This window comes from Streptomyces sp. NPDC008163 (genome assembly GCF_042956885.1).
GTDB classification, from domain to species: Bacteria; Actinomycetota; Actinomycetes; order Streptomycetales; family Streptomycetaceae; genus Streptomyces; species Streptomyces drozdowiczii_A.
The window spans coordinates 112,835-129,071 of sequence record NZ_JBIBHG010000001.1 but is presented as its reverse complement, the minus strand read 5'-3'; the positions used below and the strand labels follow the sequence as shown (position 1 = coordinate 129,071).

Genomic DNA, 16,237 nt, shown 5'->3' with positions numbered 1-16,237 from the left:
GACTCACTCCGTCCTGATCGCCCCCACCGGGCACGCCCGGACCGCCTCCGCCACCATCGGGCCCGGCTCCGCCTCCGGCAGGAGTTCGCTGAAGCCGTCCTCGTCCTGGGTGAAGACCCCCGGGGCCGCCAGGGCGCACTGGCCCGCGCCGATGCACACGTCCTTGTCGATGTCGATCCGCATGGGGTTCTCCTCCGTCACCAGGTCACCGGCAGTTCGAGCAGGCCCTGCACCGTGTCGCCCGGTTTGAACGGGACCTCCTCCGGGGGCACGGCGAGGCGGAGGCCCGGGAGGCGGCGGAAGAGGGCGGGCAGGGCGATCTCCAGTTCGGCGCGGGCCAGGTTCTGGCCCAGGCACTGGTGGATGCCGAAGCCGAAGGCGACGTGGTGGCGCGCCCCGCGCCCGAGGTCCAGCTCGTCCGGTGCGTCGAAGGCCGCCGCGTCCCGGTTGATCACGGCGGTGGACAGGAGCACGCCGTCGCCCGCCCGCAGCGTCTCCCCGCCGATCTCGATGTCCTCCACCGCCAGCCGGGACAGCCCGTCCGCGATGGACAGGTACCTCAGCAGCTCCTCCACGGCCGCCGGCACCGCCTCCGCCCCGCCGCCGGTCAGCCGGGCCAGCTGGTCCGGGTGCCGGAGCAGTGTGAACGTACCGAGCGAGATCATGTTCGCGGTCGTCTCGTGACCGGCCACGAGCAGGATCTCCGCCAGCCGCACCAGCGTGTCCCGCTCCACCTCGCCGGTCTCCAGCCGCTCGGCGATCAGCTCGTCCAGCAGCCCGTCGCCCGGATCGCGCCGCTTCCGCCCGATCAGCTCGCGGAAGTACGCGTCCAGGTCCTCCCGGGCCGCGACCACGTCCTCCGGTCCGGGACCCCGGAGCAGCTTGCGCGAGCGGTCCTCGAAGAACTCGTGGTCCGCGTAGGGCACCCCGAGCAGCGCGCAGATGACCATGGACGGAACCGGCAGCGCGAAGGCGCCCACCAGCTCGGCGGGCGGCCCCTGCGCCACCATCGCGTCGAGCAGCCGGTCCACGGTCTCCTGGATGCGCGGCCGCAGCGCCGCCGTCCGGCGCACCGTGAAGCTCGGGATCAGCATCCGGCGCTGCGCGTTGTGCTCCGGGTCGTCCACGCCGATCAGCTCGACGCGGCGCTGCTTGGACGCGGCGAGCCTCGGCGCGAAGAGCGGGAAGTCCGGGTGCGTGCGGTCGGACGACAGCCGGGGGTCGCTCAGCAGCGCCCGCGCCTCGGCGTGCCCGGTGACCAGCCAGACCGTACGGCCGTCGAAGAGGCGGACCCGGGACACCGAGCGCCGGCCACGGCTCTCGCTCGGGTATCCGGCGGGCGGGTGGTAGGGACAGGTGCGGTCCTGCGGGAAGGCAATGGGCTCGGACTGGGGCTGGGGCTCGGACTGGGTCTCTGTCATGACGGACCTCGCAGCGAGGGGGGTGTGGTGGTCCTGCCGATCACCCTCACTAGATGCCTCAGGCATCTACTTGGCCTAGGTGATGTTCGGCCATACCCGCCGAACGGAGCACAAACATCCGCTTTCGGCCGCCGAGGAGCACCATGGAGACAGGCGAGGAGTGGAGGGCACCCATGGCCAGGACCCGGAGCCGGTACGCCACGGACCGTGGCCTGACCACGCGCATGGTCACCACCATGTTCCTGATCGGACTGCTGTACGTGGTGCTGGTCGGCGTGCTGCTGGCGGTGCTGCGCGGGGCCTGGCCGGTCATCCTGGTGATCACCGGCGGGATGTTCGTCGCCCAGTTCTGGTTCAGCGACCGGATCGCCGCGTTCAGCATGGGCGCCCGGGAGGTCTCCCCCGCCGAGGCGCCGGAACTGCACGGGGCGATCGACCGGATATGCGCCCTTGCCGATATGCCGAAACCGCGTGTGGCGATCGCGGAGAGCGATGTGCCGAACGCCTTCGCGACCGGCCGCAGCCAGAAATCGTCGCTCGTCTGCGCCACGACGGGGCTGCTGCGCAGACTGGAGCCGGAGGAGCTGGAGGGCGTCCTCGCGCACGAGATGTCGCACGTCGCGCACCGGGACGTGGCCGTGATGACGATCGCCTCGTTCCTCGGCGTCCTGGCCGGGATCATCACCCGGGTCGCGCTCTGGGGCGGCTTCGCCCGCAACAGCCGCGGCAACGACCCGATCGGCATCCTGGTCCTGCTCATCCCCCTGGTCAGCGCGGTCGTCTACGCGCTGAGCTTCCTGCTCACCCGGCTCCTCTCCCGCTACCGGGAACTCACCGCCGACCGCACCGCCGCCCTGCTCACCGGCCGTCCGTCGGCCCTCGCCTCCGCCCTCACCAAGGTGAGCGGCCAGCTGGCCCGGATCCCGACGGAGGACCTGCGGAAGGCGGAGCCGTACAACGCCTTCTACTTCGTCCCGGCCTTCGCCTCGAAGGAGAGCATCGGCCGGCTGCTCTCCACGCACCCGACGCTGGAGCAGCGCCTCGACCAGCTGGCCCGCATCTCGGCCGACCTGTCCCGTCCGTGAGTGAAGGTGCCCGTCCGTGAGGAGTTCCCGTGGGCCTGCTCGACACGATCCTGGGCCGCAGCAAGCCGGTCCGCCCCGACCTCGACCAGCTCTTCGCCGTCCCCTCCGCCGCGCTGACCCTCCAGGCCGCGACGGGCTTCACGCCGACGGGCCTGGGCTCGGTGTGCTTCGCGGGGGTGGAGGGCTCGGCCTTCGCCCGGGTCCGGCAGGACGTACGCGAACTGCTCGACGCGGATACGGGGCGCGGCGGCATCCCGGTGGAGTTCAGCCGCGACGCGTACGGCTACACCTGGCTGCTGTCCCGGCAGCCGCCGGAGGACGCCGCCGCGCTGGTCAACGATCTGCACGCGGTCAACACCCTGCTCCAGGACGGCGGATTCGGCCCCCAGCTGCTCTGCTCCCTGGTCGCCTTCCGGGACGGGGAGGGCCGCTCGCTGGCGCTGGTGTACCTGTACAAGCGCGGCACGTTCTATCCGTTCGCCCCGGTCCCGGGCGGCGCCGAGAAACGCGACAACCAGCTGGAACTGCAGGTCCGCGCGGCCTTGGGCGACGACCTCCGGGTGGAACAGGACCTGTCCCGGTGGTTTCCGGTGTGGGGGGCGCCCGGGCTGTGAAGAATCGTGCCCCATGGACATCACGTACGAATGGCGCGGCGACTTCGAGAACGGCGCCGTCGACGCGCTCCACGCGGAGGGGTTCGGGCACGCCCGGGAGGACACCGACTGGCAAACGCGGCTGCACCGGCACAGCCTCGGCTGGGTCTGCGCCCGGCGGGCCGGCCGGCTCGTGGGCTTCGTCAACGTCGCCTGGGACGGGGGCGTGCACGCGTTCGTCCTCGACACGATGGTCGCCCCGGACGCGCGCGAGTCCGGCGTCGGCACCGCACTCGTGGCGGCCGCGGCGCGCGGTGCCCGCGCGGCGGGCTGCGAGTGGCTCCACGTCGACTTCGAGGAGCACCTGCGCCCCTTCTACTTCGACGCGTGCGGCTTCCGCCCGACGGAGGCGGGGCTCATCGCCCTGCGTACGGCGCCTGCGGGCACCTCCCGCCGACCCTCACGAACGGGCTGACGGGGTTCCTTCGCCGTCCCCGGCCCGGCTTCGCCGACGGGGGCACCGCGCGCCCGCCCGGCCGCCTCGTGCGCCCGGTCCTCCGCGTCAACGGCCGCCCGCACGGCGGCGTACCCGCGCTCAAGGGCCTCAAGGGTGCTCGAACCACTGGAGCACCCCCGTCGCGGCGAAGCAGAGCGCGCCCGCGAGGGTGCCGGTGTTGGAGACCGCCAGGCTCACCGGGACGTGGGCGCCAGGCGTGACCAGGTCCGCCAGGGCCGCGATCATGAACAGCGCCGAGCCGGCCATGTTGACGGTGACGATCCACCAGCCGAGGTCGTGCGGGCGGACGCCCGTCGGCGCGTGGCACACCTCGGCCAGGGCGAGCTGGCCGGAGATCAGGAAGAGCACGCAGCCGATCACGTCCGGCGCCCACACCAGGCGGGCCGCCTGCTGGGTGCTGAGGCCCTGGAGGAACGAGTCCAGCAGGTTGAGCCCGAAGACCAGCGTGCCGGTGAAGAGCAGGAACGCGCTGAGCCAGTCGATGCGCATCGGTTCGTAGCTCCACCACCGCCACGCGGCCGTCTCCAGCCGGTACGCGCCGGGCGGGCGGCGCGGGGCGTTGACGGACTGGAGGAGGGACGCGTAACCCCCGATGTTGAAGAAGAGGCCGCCGCCGAAGTACGTGGCCGATACGGCTGTCGCCGCCGCGCCGGTGAGCGCGAGCGCCGCCCCGGCCGCGAAGAGGAGGCCGCCGAGGGTGAACGTCACCGCCGCGACGGAGTTGAGCGTACGCATCCGGGCCAGGCCCCGGGCGTCGGCCCGGTGGACGACCGGCGCGGCACCGTCCGCCCGGCGCACCGTCAGCGACCCGCGCCTGCGGGCCCTGCGGGACTCCCACACCGCCTCGGCCCCGCCGCTCCCCCGCAGCGTCAGCCGCGTGGTGAACGGGCCCACGCCCTCGGACAGTCTCCCGCCGTCCGGACGGACCGGTTCCTCGTCTCGACGCACCCGCGTCAGTGTACTGTCCGAAATGTTCCAAAAGGACGGAACGGGCACCAGGAGGTACGGACATGGCCGGCGTGATCCACAACACCGGGGACGTCCCGGACGCCCGGACGGCGCGGGCGGCCGTCTCCACCGGGCGGCTGCCGACGGCCGATGCGGTCCGGTCGACGCTGGACGGCGTGCGGCGGCGGTTCCAGGAGGACCGCGAGGGGCAGGTCCCCGACTACATCCCGGAGCTCGCCGAGGTCGACCCCGAACTCTTCGGCATCGCCGTCGCGCACGTGAGCGGCGCCGTGTACTCCGTGGGCGACGCGGAGCACCCGTTCTCCATCCAGTCCGTCTCGAAGCCGTTCGTCTTCGCCCTCGTCAACCACGAGCTCGGGCGCGACACGGTGCGCGAGCGGATCGGCGTCAACAGCACGGGGCTGCCGTTCAATTCGGTCCTGGCGGTCGAGCTGAACCACGGCAGCCCGATGAACCCCATGGTCAACGCGGGGGCCCTGGCCACCAACGCGCTGGTGCCGGGCGCGTCGACCGAGGAGCGCTGGGAGTTCATCCGGCGCGGCCTCTCCCGCTTCGCGGGCCGTGAACTGCACCTGGACGAGCGGGTGTACACCTCCGAGTCGGGCACCAACCAGCGCAACGAGTCGATCGCCCGCCTCCTCGACAGCTACGGCGCCCTCGCCCGGGATCCCGTCGAGACCACCGACCTCTACACCCGCCAGTGCTCCCTGACCGTCTCCGCGCGCGACCTCGCGGTCATGGGCGCGACCCTCGCCAACGGCGGCGTCTGCCCGCTCACCGGCGAGCAGGTGGTGGACGCCGGAGTCTGCCGCGACACCCTCTCCGCACTGGCCACGGCCGGCCTGTACGAGCGCAGCGGCGACTGGCTGTACGAGGTCGGCATGCCCGGCAAGAGCGGCGTCTCCGGCGGCATCATCACCGTCACCCCCGGCAAGGGCGGACTCGGCGTCTTCTCCCCCCGCCTGGACGAAGCGGGCAACAGCGTACGCGGCCAGCGCGTCGCCCACTTCCTGTCCGCGGCCCTCGGCATGGACCTGTTCGCCTCCACGCCCCACGGGGCGGCCGGGTAACGGCCACCCCCTACGTCCGCTTGAAGTACTCGATCTCACCCAGGGCGATCGGGTGGCCGTTGTCCCGGCCCGCCGCCTCGCGGATCGTGAAGCGGACCGATACGACGTCGCTGATGCCCATCCGCAGGGTCTGCTCGCCCGGCTTGTCGGCCAGGGTCATCGTCTTCTCGTGGACCTTGCCGTCCTTCGTCGTGATGGTCAGGTCCGCGCGGGTCGGCCTGGCGCCCTTCTGGAAGACCTCCGCCTTCGTCGAGACGCCCGTGTGGACCGTGACGCCGACCAGCCGGAACGGGTCCTCGAACTTCGCCGTCAGCGCGTCACCCGTCTTCGGGGCGCCCCAGTACGTGTTCGTCACCCCGTCCGCCGCCGCCTTGGCCGGGTGTCCCGGGGCGGACGCGGTCGCGGTGACGTGGGCCGGGGAGACCTCGCCCGTGCCGCCGAGCTTGTCGCGTACGTCCTCCACGACGTAGCGGCCCGCCGGGACCAGCAGGAAGCCCGCGACCAGGAGGCCCGCGACCACCAGGGCGATGAGGCAGCCCCGCAGCAGCCTCCCCGAGCCCGCCCGCACCCGGCGGTTGAACGGCCACCGGGTCCGCCACCAGGGCAGCGGAGCCGCTGCGGCACGGGGCTTCAGGGGCTCGGCGCAGTTCCGGCAGAACGTGCGGCCCGGCCGGTTGTTCGTCCCGCACGAGGGGCACGGCTCGCCGTCCGGTTCCTCGTCCACCGACGCGGTCCTGACGGTGGGCCGGGCGACGATCGGCACCCCTGGCAGGACCGCGCCCACGGGCTCCTCGGCCGGTTCCGGTTCCGGCTCTCGCGGGGCCGGTCGCGTCGGCCGTACGGGGGCGGGCGCGGGGGGTCGCGGGGCGGGAGCCGGTTCCGGTTCGGGGGCGGGGGCCGGTGCCGGGGCCGGATCGGGCTCGGGGGCCGGTTGCGGCTCAGGGGCCCGCCTCCGCGCCGAGCGCCGCGTCGCGCGCGGCTCCGGCTCCGGGGCGGGGGCCGGTCCGGGTTCCGGCTGGGGCTCGGGGGCCGGTGCCGGTTCGGGGGCCGGTTGTGGCTCGGGCGCGGGGGCCGGGGCCGGTGTGTCCGGTTCCGCCGACGGGTCCGGGCCCGGCCTCCCGGGCCGTATCCGCGTCGACCAGCCCAGATACGCGCCGCAGCTCCCGCAGAAGTCCTCGTCGTCCGCGTTCGCGGCACCGCAGGTGGGGCAGGGGCGGGTCATGCGGGGCTCCCGGTGATCTCGACCCGGCAGGTCAGGTGGGCCGGGCAGGAGGCGCGGGCCACCGCGAGGACTCGGGTCTCGTCCAGCGGGCGGTCCGCGTGGATGCGTATCAGCAGTTCGCCCGTCGGGACGGGCGGCAGCGCCGAGTCCGGCTCCGACGACCACGTGACGCCGCCGCCGTCCTGGATGTCCGCCTCCACGCCGAAGCACAGGCGCAGGAGGTCCGCCAGGCCCTGCCGGGTGCCCCGGCGGCGGTGGAGTTCCACGGCCCGGGCGACGGCCGCGCGGCGGCGGTCCTCCGGCCAGGCCGGGTCGATGCCCGCGCCGACCCAGGAGGAGAGCCAGGGCAGGAAGTCCGCGGGGGCCAGCGCCGGGTCGAAGTAGGCCGGGAGGTTGTCGAGCGTGGACAGGACCGGGGCGAGGACCGTGTCCAGGCCCGCCGTGAAGCGCTGGGCGAGGTCGTCGTCCGCGTACAGGGCGGGCAGCAGCGCGCCGATCGGGTAGCGGCTGGGGAGGCCGGGGACGGCGGCCCGTGTCATGAGCGCTCCTCGGTGGCGGTGACTGCGGATCTAGTGGCGGCGGACCTCGTCATGCGCGCTCCCCCGCAGCCGCCACCGCGACCTGGTGCTGGTGGGAGAAGACCAGCGCGTTCGGTGCGACGTCGATGCGGTCCACCGCACCGCCCCGCCTCCCGGTCAGGGGATCGGCCGGGAACAGGCGGACCTCCTCGACCATGCGGACGCCGGGCACGTTCTGGAGGGCGGCGAACACCTCCCCGTACTGCACGGGCCTGCCGAACGGCCACCCCGTGCCGTCCGCGCCGCCCCGCAGCGGATCGATGAGGCGGAACAGCGCGTCGAGCGCGGCCGTCCGGACGCGGTCCGTCTCGCCGTCGTCCGCGACCAGGCCCGCGACCACCGTGACGCCCTGGTACGCGGGGGGTTCGACCACCAGACGGGTGCCGACGAGACGCCGTTCGTCCAAGCGCCCGGCCACCGTCGCGAGCACGGAGTCCGGCGGGATCAGCTGCTCGAAGCGGAGCCTGCCGCCCTCGTCGGGGACCGCGTCCGGGACCACCAGGACGCGGACCGCGCCGCCCTCACCGGGGGCGGCGGGCAGGCAGCGGACCCGGCGCAGCGAGGGCGCGGCCTCGCGGGCGATGGCCTCGTGGTCCTCGGCGGTGACGGCCCGCTCCTGGACGCGCAGGATCTGCGGCGCGCGCAGCTTCGCGTTCTCGACGGTCTCGCCGTCCACGCCGCCGCGCGCCGCCTCCCGGTTGTCGACCCCGGCGACATACGGGACGGAGCTGCGCAGGACGCGGATCGCGCCGCGCGCCACATTGCCGGAGGCGCCGCCGCCCGTGCGGTAGCGGGGGAGGCGGATGTGGGCGCCCTTCTCCGGCACCGCCCCGTACGCCCGTATCGTGCCGTCCGCCTCGCGCACCTCGGGCGGGAAGGCGAACCGGCCCGCGACGGCGTCGATCCGCACGTGCCGGTCGCCGGGCGCGGACGCGCCGAAGTGCTCGACCGGGGTCCAGGTCTGCCAGCCGTCCGCCGAGGACACCTCCACGAGCGGCGGTTCACCGTCGAGCAGGACGGGCGTCCGGGGCGCCGCGAACGTCTGGCCCGCGACCCCCTCGGAGGTGCCGAGCGGCACGTCGTACACGGTCTCCGCGTGCTCGACGCCGACCGTGCCGCCGACGGTGAAGACCTCCGCTTCGCGGATCGTCGGGGACTCGGAGTAGAAGGGCTGGCCGGGGACGGCCTCGACGACCCGGCAGCGCAGCCAGCCCGCGCGGATCCCGGCGGTGACGGACACGGTGTGCCCGGCGGGCACGAACACCGTGATCTCACCGGGCTTGTTGAGCCCGCCGGTGGAGTCGACGCCGGTCGCGCACGTCACCCAGCGCGCGCCGTCCCACGCCTCCCAGACCAGCGGCGGCTGCCGGGGGTCGACGCCGACGCCCTCGACCCGGCTGTCCAGGCGGACGGCGACGATGCAGCGCGGCACGGCGGTGGGCAGCCCGAACAGGAGGGCGTCGCCGGGCTGGGGGCGGGCCTGGAAGCAGGGGATGTCCCGGCCCTCGGCGAGCGGCGCGGTGCGGTCGGTCTGCTCGCCGGACGCCGGGACCGTGACCAGGCGGACGAGGGAGCTCGGCACGATCGCCAGGTCCTCACCGGTCGAGAAGACGACCGCCTCCTCCGTCTCGCCGCGCGCCGTCGCCACCTCCGTACCGGCCGGGAGGCGCACCGTGTCCGGCTGCGGCGCGGACAGCCAGAAGTCGACGTCGGCGCGGGCGGCCGTCGGCGGGAACAGCTGCACGCCGAGCAGGTCCAGGAAGGCGAAGTAGTTGCGGTCGGGCACTCGGTTCAGCCGGTAGAGCAGCTGGTCGACCATGTACGCGAACGTCTCGATCAGCGTGACCCCGGGGTCCGAGACGTTGTGGTCGGTCCACTCGGGCGAGCGCTGCTGGACGTACCGCTTGGCCTCGTCCACGAGCTGCTGGAAGCGGCGGTCGTCCAGATTGGGCGGGGTCAGGGACATCAGCGGGCTCCCGCCTCGGGGATCGTGTAGAAGGGGAAGACGAGGTTGCGCAGGTCGTTGGTGGACCGGACGGTGTAGTGCACGTCGATGTAGAGCGTGCCTTCCTCGACGGTGTCGTACGCGACGACCACGTCCCGGACCTCGATGCGCGGCTCCCAGCGCTCCAGGGACGTGCGCACCTCGTGGGCGATCCGCCCGGCGGTCGCGCCGTCGCCAGGGGCGAAGACGTACTCGTGGATGCCGCAGCCGAATTCGGGCCGCATGGGGCGTTCGCCGGGCGCGGTGCCGAGGATCAGGCCGATGGCCTCCTCGATCTCCTGCTCCCGCTCGACCATGCCGATGCCGCCCGTGGCGCCCACCCGCAGCGGGAAGCCCCAGCCGCGCCCGATGAAGCCGTGCTCGCTCATATCGGGCCCCCGATCAGGACGTTGGGCGCACCGGCGATGATCTTCGCGCCGCAGCTGGTGGTGTCGCCCATGCGGGCGGCGGGCAGCCCGCCGATCAGGACCTCGCCGCCAAGGGCCGCCGCAGGGTTCGGCATGATGACGTTCCCCGGGCCGAGCAGGGCGTGCGGGGGCACGACGCACACGTGCAGGCTTCCGGTGACGGCGGCCGGCTTGCCGCCGATCCACACGGTCGCCACGGCGGCCGCTCCCGGGGGCGGGGTGCCGATGGCGCCCCCGTGGACGGTGGGGTCGCCCGTACGGGCTGCCTGGGGCATGGCTGGTGATCTCCTCGGTGGGACGCGTCAGTTGATGCGGACGAGTGCGGCCTTCAGGACGGCGAGCAGGCCGCCGTCGACGGTGACGCCGGTCTTGCCGTTGATGGTCACCGACGCGCCCTTCACCTGGACGTTCCCGGTGCCCGCGTCGAGCGTGATGCCGGTGCGGCCGAGCGACAGGGAGCTGAGGACCCGGCGGGTGCCGCGCGCGTACACCTTGAGCGCGATCTCGCCGCGCCGCTCGTCCAGCACGACCTCCAGCTGCTCGTCGCCGGTGGCGAGACGGACGCCGGACGGTCCGCGCGGGGTGTCGAGCAGTTCGATGCGGTTGCCCGAACGTGACACCAGGGAACGGCGGTTGACCTTGCCGCTGGTCGGGTCCACGAGCGGGACGTCGTGCGGGGACGGCTTGTCGACACCGTTGTAGAGCCCGCCGAGCACGTACGGGGCGTCGATCAGGCCCTGTTCGAAGCCGACCAGCACCTCGTCGTTGACCTCGGGGCTGAAGACCCCGCCGCCACCCTGCCCGCCCCACTGCACCGTACGGACCCAGTCCGTGACGTACCGGTCGTCCAGCCAGGGGAACTTGAGCTTCACCGAGCCGCTCTCCTTGCCCCGGCCCTCGCGGATGTCGGTGACGATGCCGATCGCCAGGCCCGGCATGCGGGGACCGGGCACGGGTGCGCCCTGGCCGCCGGTGAGGCCGGTGAGCGAGCGGTCCGGGTCGGTGCTGACCAGGACGGTCGTACGGTAGCCGCCCTGCGGGTCCAGGGTGTGGTGGGCGGCGGTCGCGGTGTAGCGCCCGGCGAAGGCGGGGCCGACGTTGCCGAGGGCGACCGGTTCGCCCGCGCGGAGCTTCGGATTGCCCTCCGCGACCGCCTCGATCTCGCCGAAGCCGGAGGAGACCCGTCCGGCGACGGCACCGGCGACCGCGCGGGCCTCGGCCTGGGTGCGGTACGGGGTGTCGGCGACGGTCATCCGGGCGTTCTTCCCGAACAGGGCGGCGGGCGTGGCGGGGCTGGCGCCCGGGGCCACGGTCTCGGAGCGGATCGACTGCTCGCGGGCCAGGACCCGGACCTTGTTCTGCACGTCCCAGCCGCGCACCTCCACGCTGTCCGCCCCGTCCGACGCGGACAGCACGGCCCGCAGCGCCAGCAGGTTGCGGCCGTACTCCAGGACCATCGGGTGCTTGGACGCGGAGGTGGACGGGGACGGCGCCGAGGAGGCGGGCTTCTGCTTCACGAACTGGAGCAGCCCCTTCTCGTCCACCCGGACATGGGCCCCGCACTCCCCCGCGAGGTACTGGAGGAAGTCCCAGTCCGAGATGTTCGGCTGGGTCAGCTGCTTGTACATCACCGGGGCCGCCTCGACCTTCCCGCACCGCAGCCCGGCGTCGGCGGCGACCTTGCGGACGATGTCGGCGGCCTTCATGTTCCGGAACGCGACGACCTTCCGGCCGCGCCGCAGCCGGTGTGCCTTGGAGAACGCGCGGACCACGGTGAACGATCCGGTGGTGTCGCTGTCCAGCTCCAGCGCGGTCACCTCGCCCGTGAACAGCCGCTCCCGCGCCCGTTCCTGGACGGTGACCACGGAGATCTTCAGCTGGGTGCCGATCGTGATCCCGGTGGCGGTGAGCAGCGTGTGGTACGGGTCGCGGTAGGTCAGGACCGCGCTGTCGGGCAGCCCGATGTTCTCGTCCACCGTGCAGCTCACCAGCTGGGCGGCCCACGCCTGGGGCAGCTCGGCGGGCGCCTCCACGATGGGGTCGGCGGCGAAGGAGCGGGCGGGGCCGGTCATCGGGACGCCTCCGGTACGCCGGCCTCGGCCGCGCCGTCCTCCAGCGCGGGCACCAGCAGTTCGCTGCCCGGGGGCAGGTGCATGGGGTCGTCGATGCCGTTCGCCTCCGCGATCGTGCGCCAGGCCGTGGCATCGCCGTACTCCCGCCAGGCCAGCAGCGGCAGGCTGTCCCCTGCGACGACCGTGTGCGTACGCCGGGCCTCCCGCGAGCCGGACGTCGGGTTCTGCCCGGCCGGGTCGACGCTCGCCTCCTCGATGGACAGCGAGCAGGTGGCGCGCAGCGGCTTCCCGTCCACGTCGAAGAGCGTGTACGAGACCGAGAGGCTGGAGAGCACCCCGTCGAACGACGTCGTCCGCGAGGTCCCCCAGTCGAACCGCACCCACGGGCTCGACGGCTTCTTCCGGCCCAGGCTGCTCGGCGTCGGCACGCAGGCCGTCATCAGCTGCTCGACCGCCCTCTCCACGGAGTTGTCGTGCGTGGCGGTGGCGTCCAGGAACACGTCGAGGGACAGGGCGCGCGGCCCGCTGCCCACGAATTCGGGCAGCGCGGACTCGCCCGCCGTGCGGGACGGGGTCCGTCGCCACTCGGTGGACTTGCGCAGAGACAGCGTCGCCGGGTTGAACTGGAGCGTGAGCCGGGCGAGGGTCCCGCCCGGCTTGGAGCCGACATCGGACGGCGGCTCCATGATGGTCAGTTGTGCGCGGGCACGGCTCGTGCGGGCTGCGGCTGGCACGGTTTCCCTCCTTCCGGGGCGTTCTTGCGGCGGCGCATCAGGACGGCACCAGCCCCTCGTGCGCGATCTCCAGCGTCTCGACGGCCGCCTGGGAGCTGGCCGGATCGAAGGACGGCCCCTGCCAGCGGACCGGGACGATCCCCTGCACCTGCCAGCTGACGATCCGGCTGAGGTCGGGGCGCAGGGCGACGATCTCGCCGTCCTTGCGTTCCACGCGTTGCGTCGTCTCGTTCAGCCAGCGGGCGATCTTGAGGGTGTCGGCGGTGACGGGACGCGTCAGAGTGATGTTGGTCCAGGTGATCCGCCCCGGCAGCTGCCAGGTGTACCCGTTGTTGCCGCCCTCTGCGTACTGCTCGATCTCCACCTCGGCGCCGAGACCCGAGCAGGTGTGGAACGCGCCGAGGTCGCTGCCGCCGATGGTGAGCTTGAAGAACACGCTCGTCGCGAAGATGTTGTCCGTCATCTGCTGCTTTCTCTCTTCAGCGCCGGCCGTCGTACGGGCGTGCGGAACGTTCGCGGCCCCGCCGCAGGTCCGCCCGGAGCAGCCGGGCGACGGGGTCGATGAGGCGTCGGGCGAGGTCTTCGACGTCGAGGTCCGCTTCCCGCTCCGGCGCGGGCCGCTCGGGCGCAGGCCGCTCGGGCGCGGGGCTCTGGGCGGGCTTCCGCTGGACGACCGTGACCGGGACGCCGGTCAGACCGGCCTCGGCGACGGCGCGCTGTACGGCCTGCGCGTTGCCCTGCGCGTTGCCCTGCGGGGCGGTCGGCCGTACGGCGGCGGGGCGGGGGGTCTGCGCCACTTCCGGGAGCGGGGGCTCCTGTCCGGCGGGCGGCGCGGTGCGGGCCGGGAGCGGCGCGTGCGGGCGGGGCGGGGCGACGGGGTCGGCGGCGACGCGCTGGACGACGGGCTGCGCGGGCGGTGAGTCGCGCCGCCAGGTCGCCGGTACGACGGGCCGGGTGGCCCCGGCGGACGGCCGGGCGGTGAACCCTTCGGCCGCCCCGGTGCGCACGGCGAGCGTCCGCCCGGTGAGCAGCGCACGGGCCCGCTGCACGGGGGCGGGCCGGGAGGCGGGACGCGCGGGGACGGGCCGGACGCGGACGGGGGCCTCGGTGGTGCGTTGCACGGCGGGGGCGGGGGTGCGTTGCACGGCCGGAGCAGGGGTGTGCTGCACGGCCGGGGTGGGGCGCAGGGGCATCGCGGGCGGCGCGCTCGGCTGCGCCTGGCCTGCGGCGGCGGTGGGCGGGAGGGCGGACAGGGGCGCGCCGAGGCCGCCCCGGGTGCGGGCGTGGAAGCCGGGGCCGGGGGCCGGGTGCGCGGGGCCGGTGCTGTCCGCCGCCTGCCGCTGGACGACGGGCAGCGCGGGGCCCGCTTCGCGCGCGGGCGGGGCGAAGGGGGCCGCCTCTGCGGGGAGTTCGCGGAGGGGCTTGCCCAGGGTGGGGCGGGCCGCGGGTGGGCGCGGTCCGTGTCCGGGACGATCCGTGGACGCCCGTCCGGGGGCGGTGGAGGCGGCCCCGGGCTGGTCGGGCCCGGCGGACGCGTCCGCCCGGCGCTGGGTGACCGGGTCCGCGGTGGACGGCTGCCCGCCGGGGGTCGGGCGTACGGAGGAGCCGTCCGCCTGGCGTTGCAGCACCGGTGGGGTGGGGGCGGCCACGGACGGCTGCCCGGTCGGGTCCACCTGGCGCTGCACCACCGGCAGGCCGGGCCCGCCCGGTGCCGCCACGGACCGCTGCGCGTCCGGGGCCGGACGTACGGAGGGGACGCGCGCGGCCTGGTCCGCCACGGGCTGCTGCCCGCCCAGCGTCGGGCGCACGGAAGTGGCGTCCGCCTGGCGTTGCAGCACCGGTGGGGTGGGGGCGGCCACGGACGGCTGCCCGGTCGGGTCCACCTGGCGCTGCACCACCGGCAGGTCGGGCCCGCCCGGTGCCGTCACGGACCGCTGCGCGTCCGGGGCCGGACGTGCGGAGGGGACGGGCGCGGCCTGGTCCGCCACGGGCTGCTGCCCGCCCAGCGTCGGGCGCACGGACGGACCGGCTCCCGGACCGGTGGACGTGGGGCCGGGCTGCTCCGGAGCGACGGACGTGTCCGCCTGACGCTGGACCACGGGCAGGTCGGGAGCGGGGACACCTCCGCCCGGCGTCGGGCGCACGGAGGGACCGGTCTCCGGTCCGGCGGGCGCGTCCACCTGACGCTGAGGCGTCGGCAGGTGGGGAGCGGGGGCAGCCCCGGGCAGCGTCGGACGCGCGGACGGACCGGCAGCCGGTCCAGCGGGCTCGTCCACCTGCCGCTGCACCACCGGCAGCGCAGGCCCCGCCGGACCGCCCGGCGCGGGACGCACCGGGCTGGTGGAAGCGTCCACCTGGCGCTGCACCGCGGGCAGGCCGGGCCCCGCCGAGGCGCCCGGCGCGGACCGCACCGGCGCGGCGGACACGTCCACCTGGCCCTGCACCACCGGCAGGCCGGCCCCTGCCTGGACATCAGGCGCGGGCCGCTCCGGAACACTGGAAGTGTCCACTTGGCGCTGCACCACCGGCAGGCCGGACCCCGCCTGGACACCCGGCGCGGCGGACACGTCCACCTGGCGCTGGACCACCGGACGTTCGGCCCCGCCCGGTGCCGCCGCGGGCGGCTGCGCGTCCAGGGTCGGGCGTACGGAGGGACCGGCGGGCGCGCCCGGAGGGGCTTCCCCGGCGGGCGGTTCGCCCGCACCAGGACGCACCCCCGGCCCGGCGGACGGATCCGCCCGGCGCTGGACCACGGGCAGCTCCGGCGCCCCGGGCGCCAAGCGCTCGCCCGGCCCGGGACGGACCCCGGGCCCGGCGGACAGCCCCGGCGTGGACGCGGCGGCCCCGCCCCCCTCGGCCGGGGCCGCCTGAACCGGCAGCGTGCCCAGAGGCTCGCCGATCCCGGGCCGTACCGCAGGGACCGCCGTGGAGGCGACGGCCGGCACCGTGCGCGGAGGCGTCGCCGGGCGCCGGGCGACGATCAGCGGGGGCCCGGTCCGGCGGGCGCGTACCGGTGCGGGGGTCGCCTGCGGGGGCGCGGGCGTCCCACCGCCCCCGGACGCCGATCCGGCCACGGCGCGGACCACGCGCCGGGGCGCACGCGCGCCCCGGGCCTCCGGCACCGGAGGCGCCACGGGCGCAGCCGCGCCCGTGGCCGTATCACCGGCGACCGGGTCCGCAGGGGCGTCCACCGCCCGCAACACCAACGGCGTCCCCGAGGGCGCGGTGCGCGGGGTGCCCGGTGTCCGGGTCACCCCGTGCACGAGCCCCACCGGGGCCGACGGCAGCACCGCGTGGCCGAGGTCTCCGTCGCTGTAGGCCACGTTCTGCCAGGACGCGAGGCGGGACCGGAAGCGGAGGCCGTCGCTGACGCCGATCGACGAGCGGGCGACGGTCACCGTGGGCGGAGCGACGCGACGCCACCCGCCGTCCCAGTCCGCACCGGGACCACCGGGGCGCGGGGAGCCGTGCCCCTGCGCCGGGGCGGCAAGCGGCTCCGGAGCGCGGTCAGCGTCGGGGGCGCCCGCCCCCGGCCGCTTCCTGAACCAGCCCCTCAACTCCACG

General features: G+C 74.9%; 16 protein-coding genes. 4 read left to right on the top strand and 12 right to left on the bottom strand.

The window, feature by feature from the left end:
• Positions 1-3 precede the first annotated feature (3 nt).
• Both ACFZAT_RS00635 and ACFZAT_RS00630 read right to left on the bottom strand, forming a co-directional pair.
• A complete protein-coding gene (locus tag ACFZAT_RS00635) occupies positions 4-183 on the bottom strand; it encodes a ferredoxin (RefSeq protein WP_391258164.1) in 180 nt (59 codons plus the stop codon).
• Between the two features lie 14 nt (positions 184-197).
• Positions 198-1,421: a cytochrome P450 gene (locus tag ACFZAT_RS00630; RefSeq protein WP_391258163.1), complete on the bottom strand. Its 1,224-nt coding sequence runs from the start codon at positions 1,419-1,421 to the stop codon at positions 198-200.
• A 173-nt stretch (positions 1,422-1,594) separates the two neighbouring features.
• Between ACFZAT_RS00630 and htpX the strand changes: the two genes are divergently transcribed.
• Genes htpX through ACFZAT_RS00615 form a run of 3 tightly spaced genes read left to right on the top strand, consistent with a single transcriptional unit; the run spans position 1,595 to position 3,574 of the window.
• Positions 1,595-2,506 carry a zinc metalloprotease HtpX gene (gene htpX / locus ACFZAT_RS00625; RefSeq protein ID WP_391258160.1) on the top strand — a complete coding sequence of 304 codons (912 nt, stop codon included), beginning with the start codon at positions 1,595-1,597 and terminating at the stop codon, positions 2,504-2,506.
• Between the two features lie 29 nt (positions 2,507-2,535).
• Positions 2,536-3,120 carry a hypothetical protein gene (locus ACFZAT_RS00620; RefSeq protein ID WP_391258158.1) on the top strand — a complete coding sequence of 195 codons (585 nt, stop codon included), beginning with the start codon at positions 2,536-2,538 and terminating at the stop codon, positions 3,118-3,120.
• A 13-nt stretch (positions 3,121-3,133) separates the two neighbouring features.
• Complete coding sequence (locus tag ACFZAT_RS00615) at positions 3,134-3,574, top strand: GNAT family N-acetyltransferase (protein WP_391258155.1); 441 nt, start codon at positions 3,134-3,136, stop codon at positions 3,572-3,574.
• Positions 3,575-3,703: 129 nt separating this feature from the next.
• On the opposite strand, the gene ACFZAT_RS00610 is transcribed toward ACFZAT_RS00615, so the two are convergent.
• Complete coding sequence (locus ACFZAT_RS00610) at positions 3,704-4,564, bottom strand: hypothetical protein (protein ID WP_391258152.1); 861 nt, start codon at positions 4,562-4,564, stop codon at positions 3,704-3,706.
• 62 nt (positions 4,565-4,626) lie between these two features.
• Between ACFZAT_RS00610 and glsA the strand changes: the two genes are divergently transcribed.
• Entirely contained in the window at positions 4,627-5,655 is a 1,029-nt protein-coding gene (glsA, locus tag ACFZAT_RS00605) for a glutaminase A (RefSeq protein WP_391258150.1), read from the top strand.
• Between the two features lie 10 nt (positions 5,656-5,665).
• Here glsA and ACFZAT_RS00600 read toward each other — a convergent pair whose 3' ends face one another.
• From ACFZAT_RS00600 to ACFZAT_RS00560, 9 genes are all read right to left on the bottom strand, one after another.
• Positions 5,666-6,877: an NADase-type glycan-binding domain-containing protein gene (locus ACFZAT_RS00600; RefSeq protein ID WP_391258147.1), complete on the bottom strand. Its 1,212-nt coding sequence runs from the start codon at positions 6,875-6,877 to the stop codon at positions 5,666-5,668.
• On the bottom strand, positions 6,874-7,416 hold the full coding sequence (locus tag ACFZAT_RS00595; RefSeq protein WP_391258146.1) for a phage tail protein: 543 nt from the start codon (positions 7,414-7,416) through the stop codon (positions 6,874-6,876). The genes ACFZAT_RS00600 and ACFZAT_RS00595 overlap by 4 nt, the downstream gene beginning before the upstream one ends.
• 49 nt (positions 7,417-7,465) lie before the next feature.
• Complete coding sequence (locus ACFZAT_RS00590; RefSeq protein ID WP_391258143.1) at positions 7,466-9,421, bottom strand: putative baseplate assembly protein; 1,956 nt, start codon at positions 9,419-9,421, stop codon at positions 7,466-7,468.
• On the bottom strand, positions 9,421-9,828 hold the full coding sequence (locus tag ACFZAT_RS00585; RefSeq protein ID WP_018101386.1) for a GPW/gp25 family protein: 408 nt from the start codon (positions 9,826-9,828) through the stop codon (positions 9,421-9,423). Before ACFZAT_RS00585 ends, ACFZAT_RS00590 begins: the two co-directional genes overlap by 1 nt.
• Positions 9,825-10,142, bottom strand: a complete 318-nt coding sequence (locus ACFZAT_RS00580) for a PAAR domain-containing protein (RefSeq protein ID WP_391258140.1) — start codon at positions 10,140-10,142, stop codon at positions 9,825-9,827. The genes ACFZAT_RS00585 and ACFZAT_RS00580 overlap by 4 nt, the downstream gene beginning before the upstream one ends.
• Positions 10,143-10,169: 27 nt before the next feature.
• Positions 10,170-11,939, bottom strand: a complete 1,770-nt coding sequence (locus tag ACFZAT_RS00575; protein ID WP_391258139.1) for a VgrG-related protein — start codon at positions 11,937-11,939, stop codon at positions 10,170-10,172.
• Positions 11,936-12,625 carry a LysM peptidoglycan-binding domain-containing protein gene (locus ACFZAT_RS00570; RefSeq protein WP_391260134.1) on the bottom strand — a complete coding sequence of 230 codons (690 nt, stop codon included), beginning with the start codon at positions 12,623-12,625 and terminating at the stop codon, positions 11,936-11,938. Before ACFZAT_RS00570 ends, ACFZAT_RS00575 begins: the two co-directional genes overlap by 4 nt.
• 85 nt (positions 12,626-12,710) lie before the next feature.
• The gene (locus ACFZAT_RS00565; RefSeq protein WP_018101390.1) at positions 12,711-13,136 is read right to left on the bottom strand and encodes a phage tail protein; all 426 of its coding nucleotides are present in this window, start codon (positions 13,134-13,136) and stop codon (positions 12,711-12,713) included.
• Between the two features lie 16 nt (positions 13,137-13,152).
• Entirely contained in the window at positions 13,153-16,236 is a 3,084-nt protein-coding gene (locus ACFZAT_RS00560; RefSeq protein ID WP_391258136.1) for a hypothetical protein, read from the bottom strand.
• Position 16,237 lies beyond the last annotated feature (1 nt).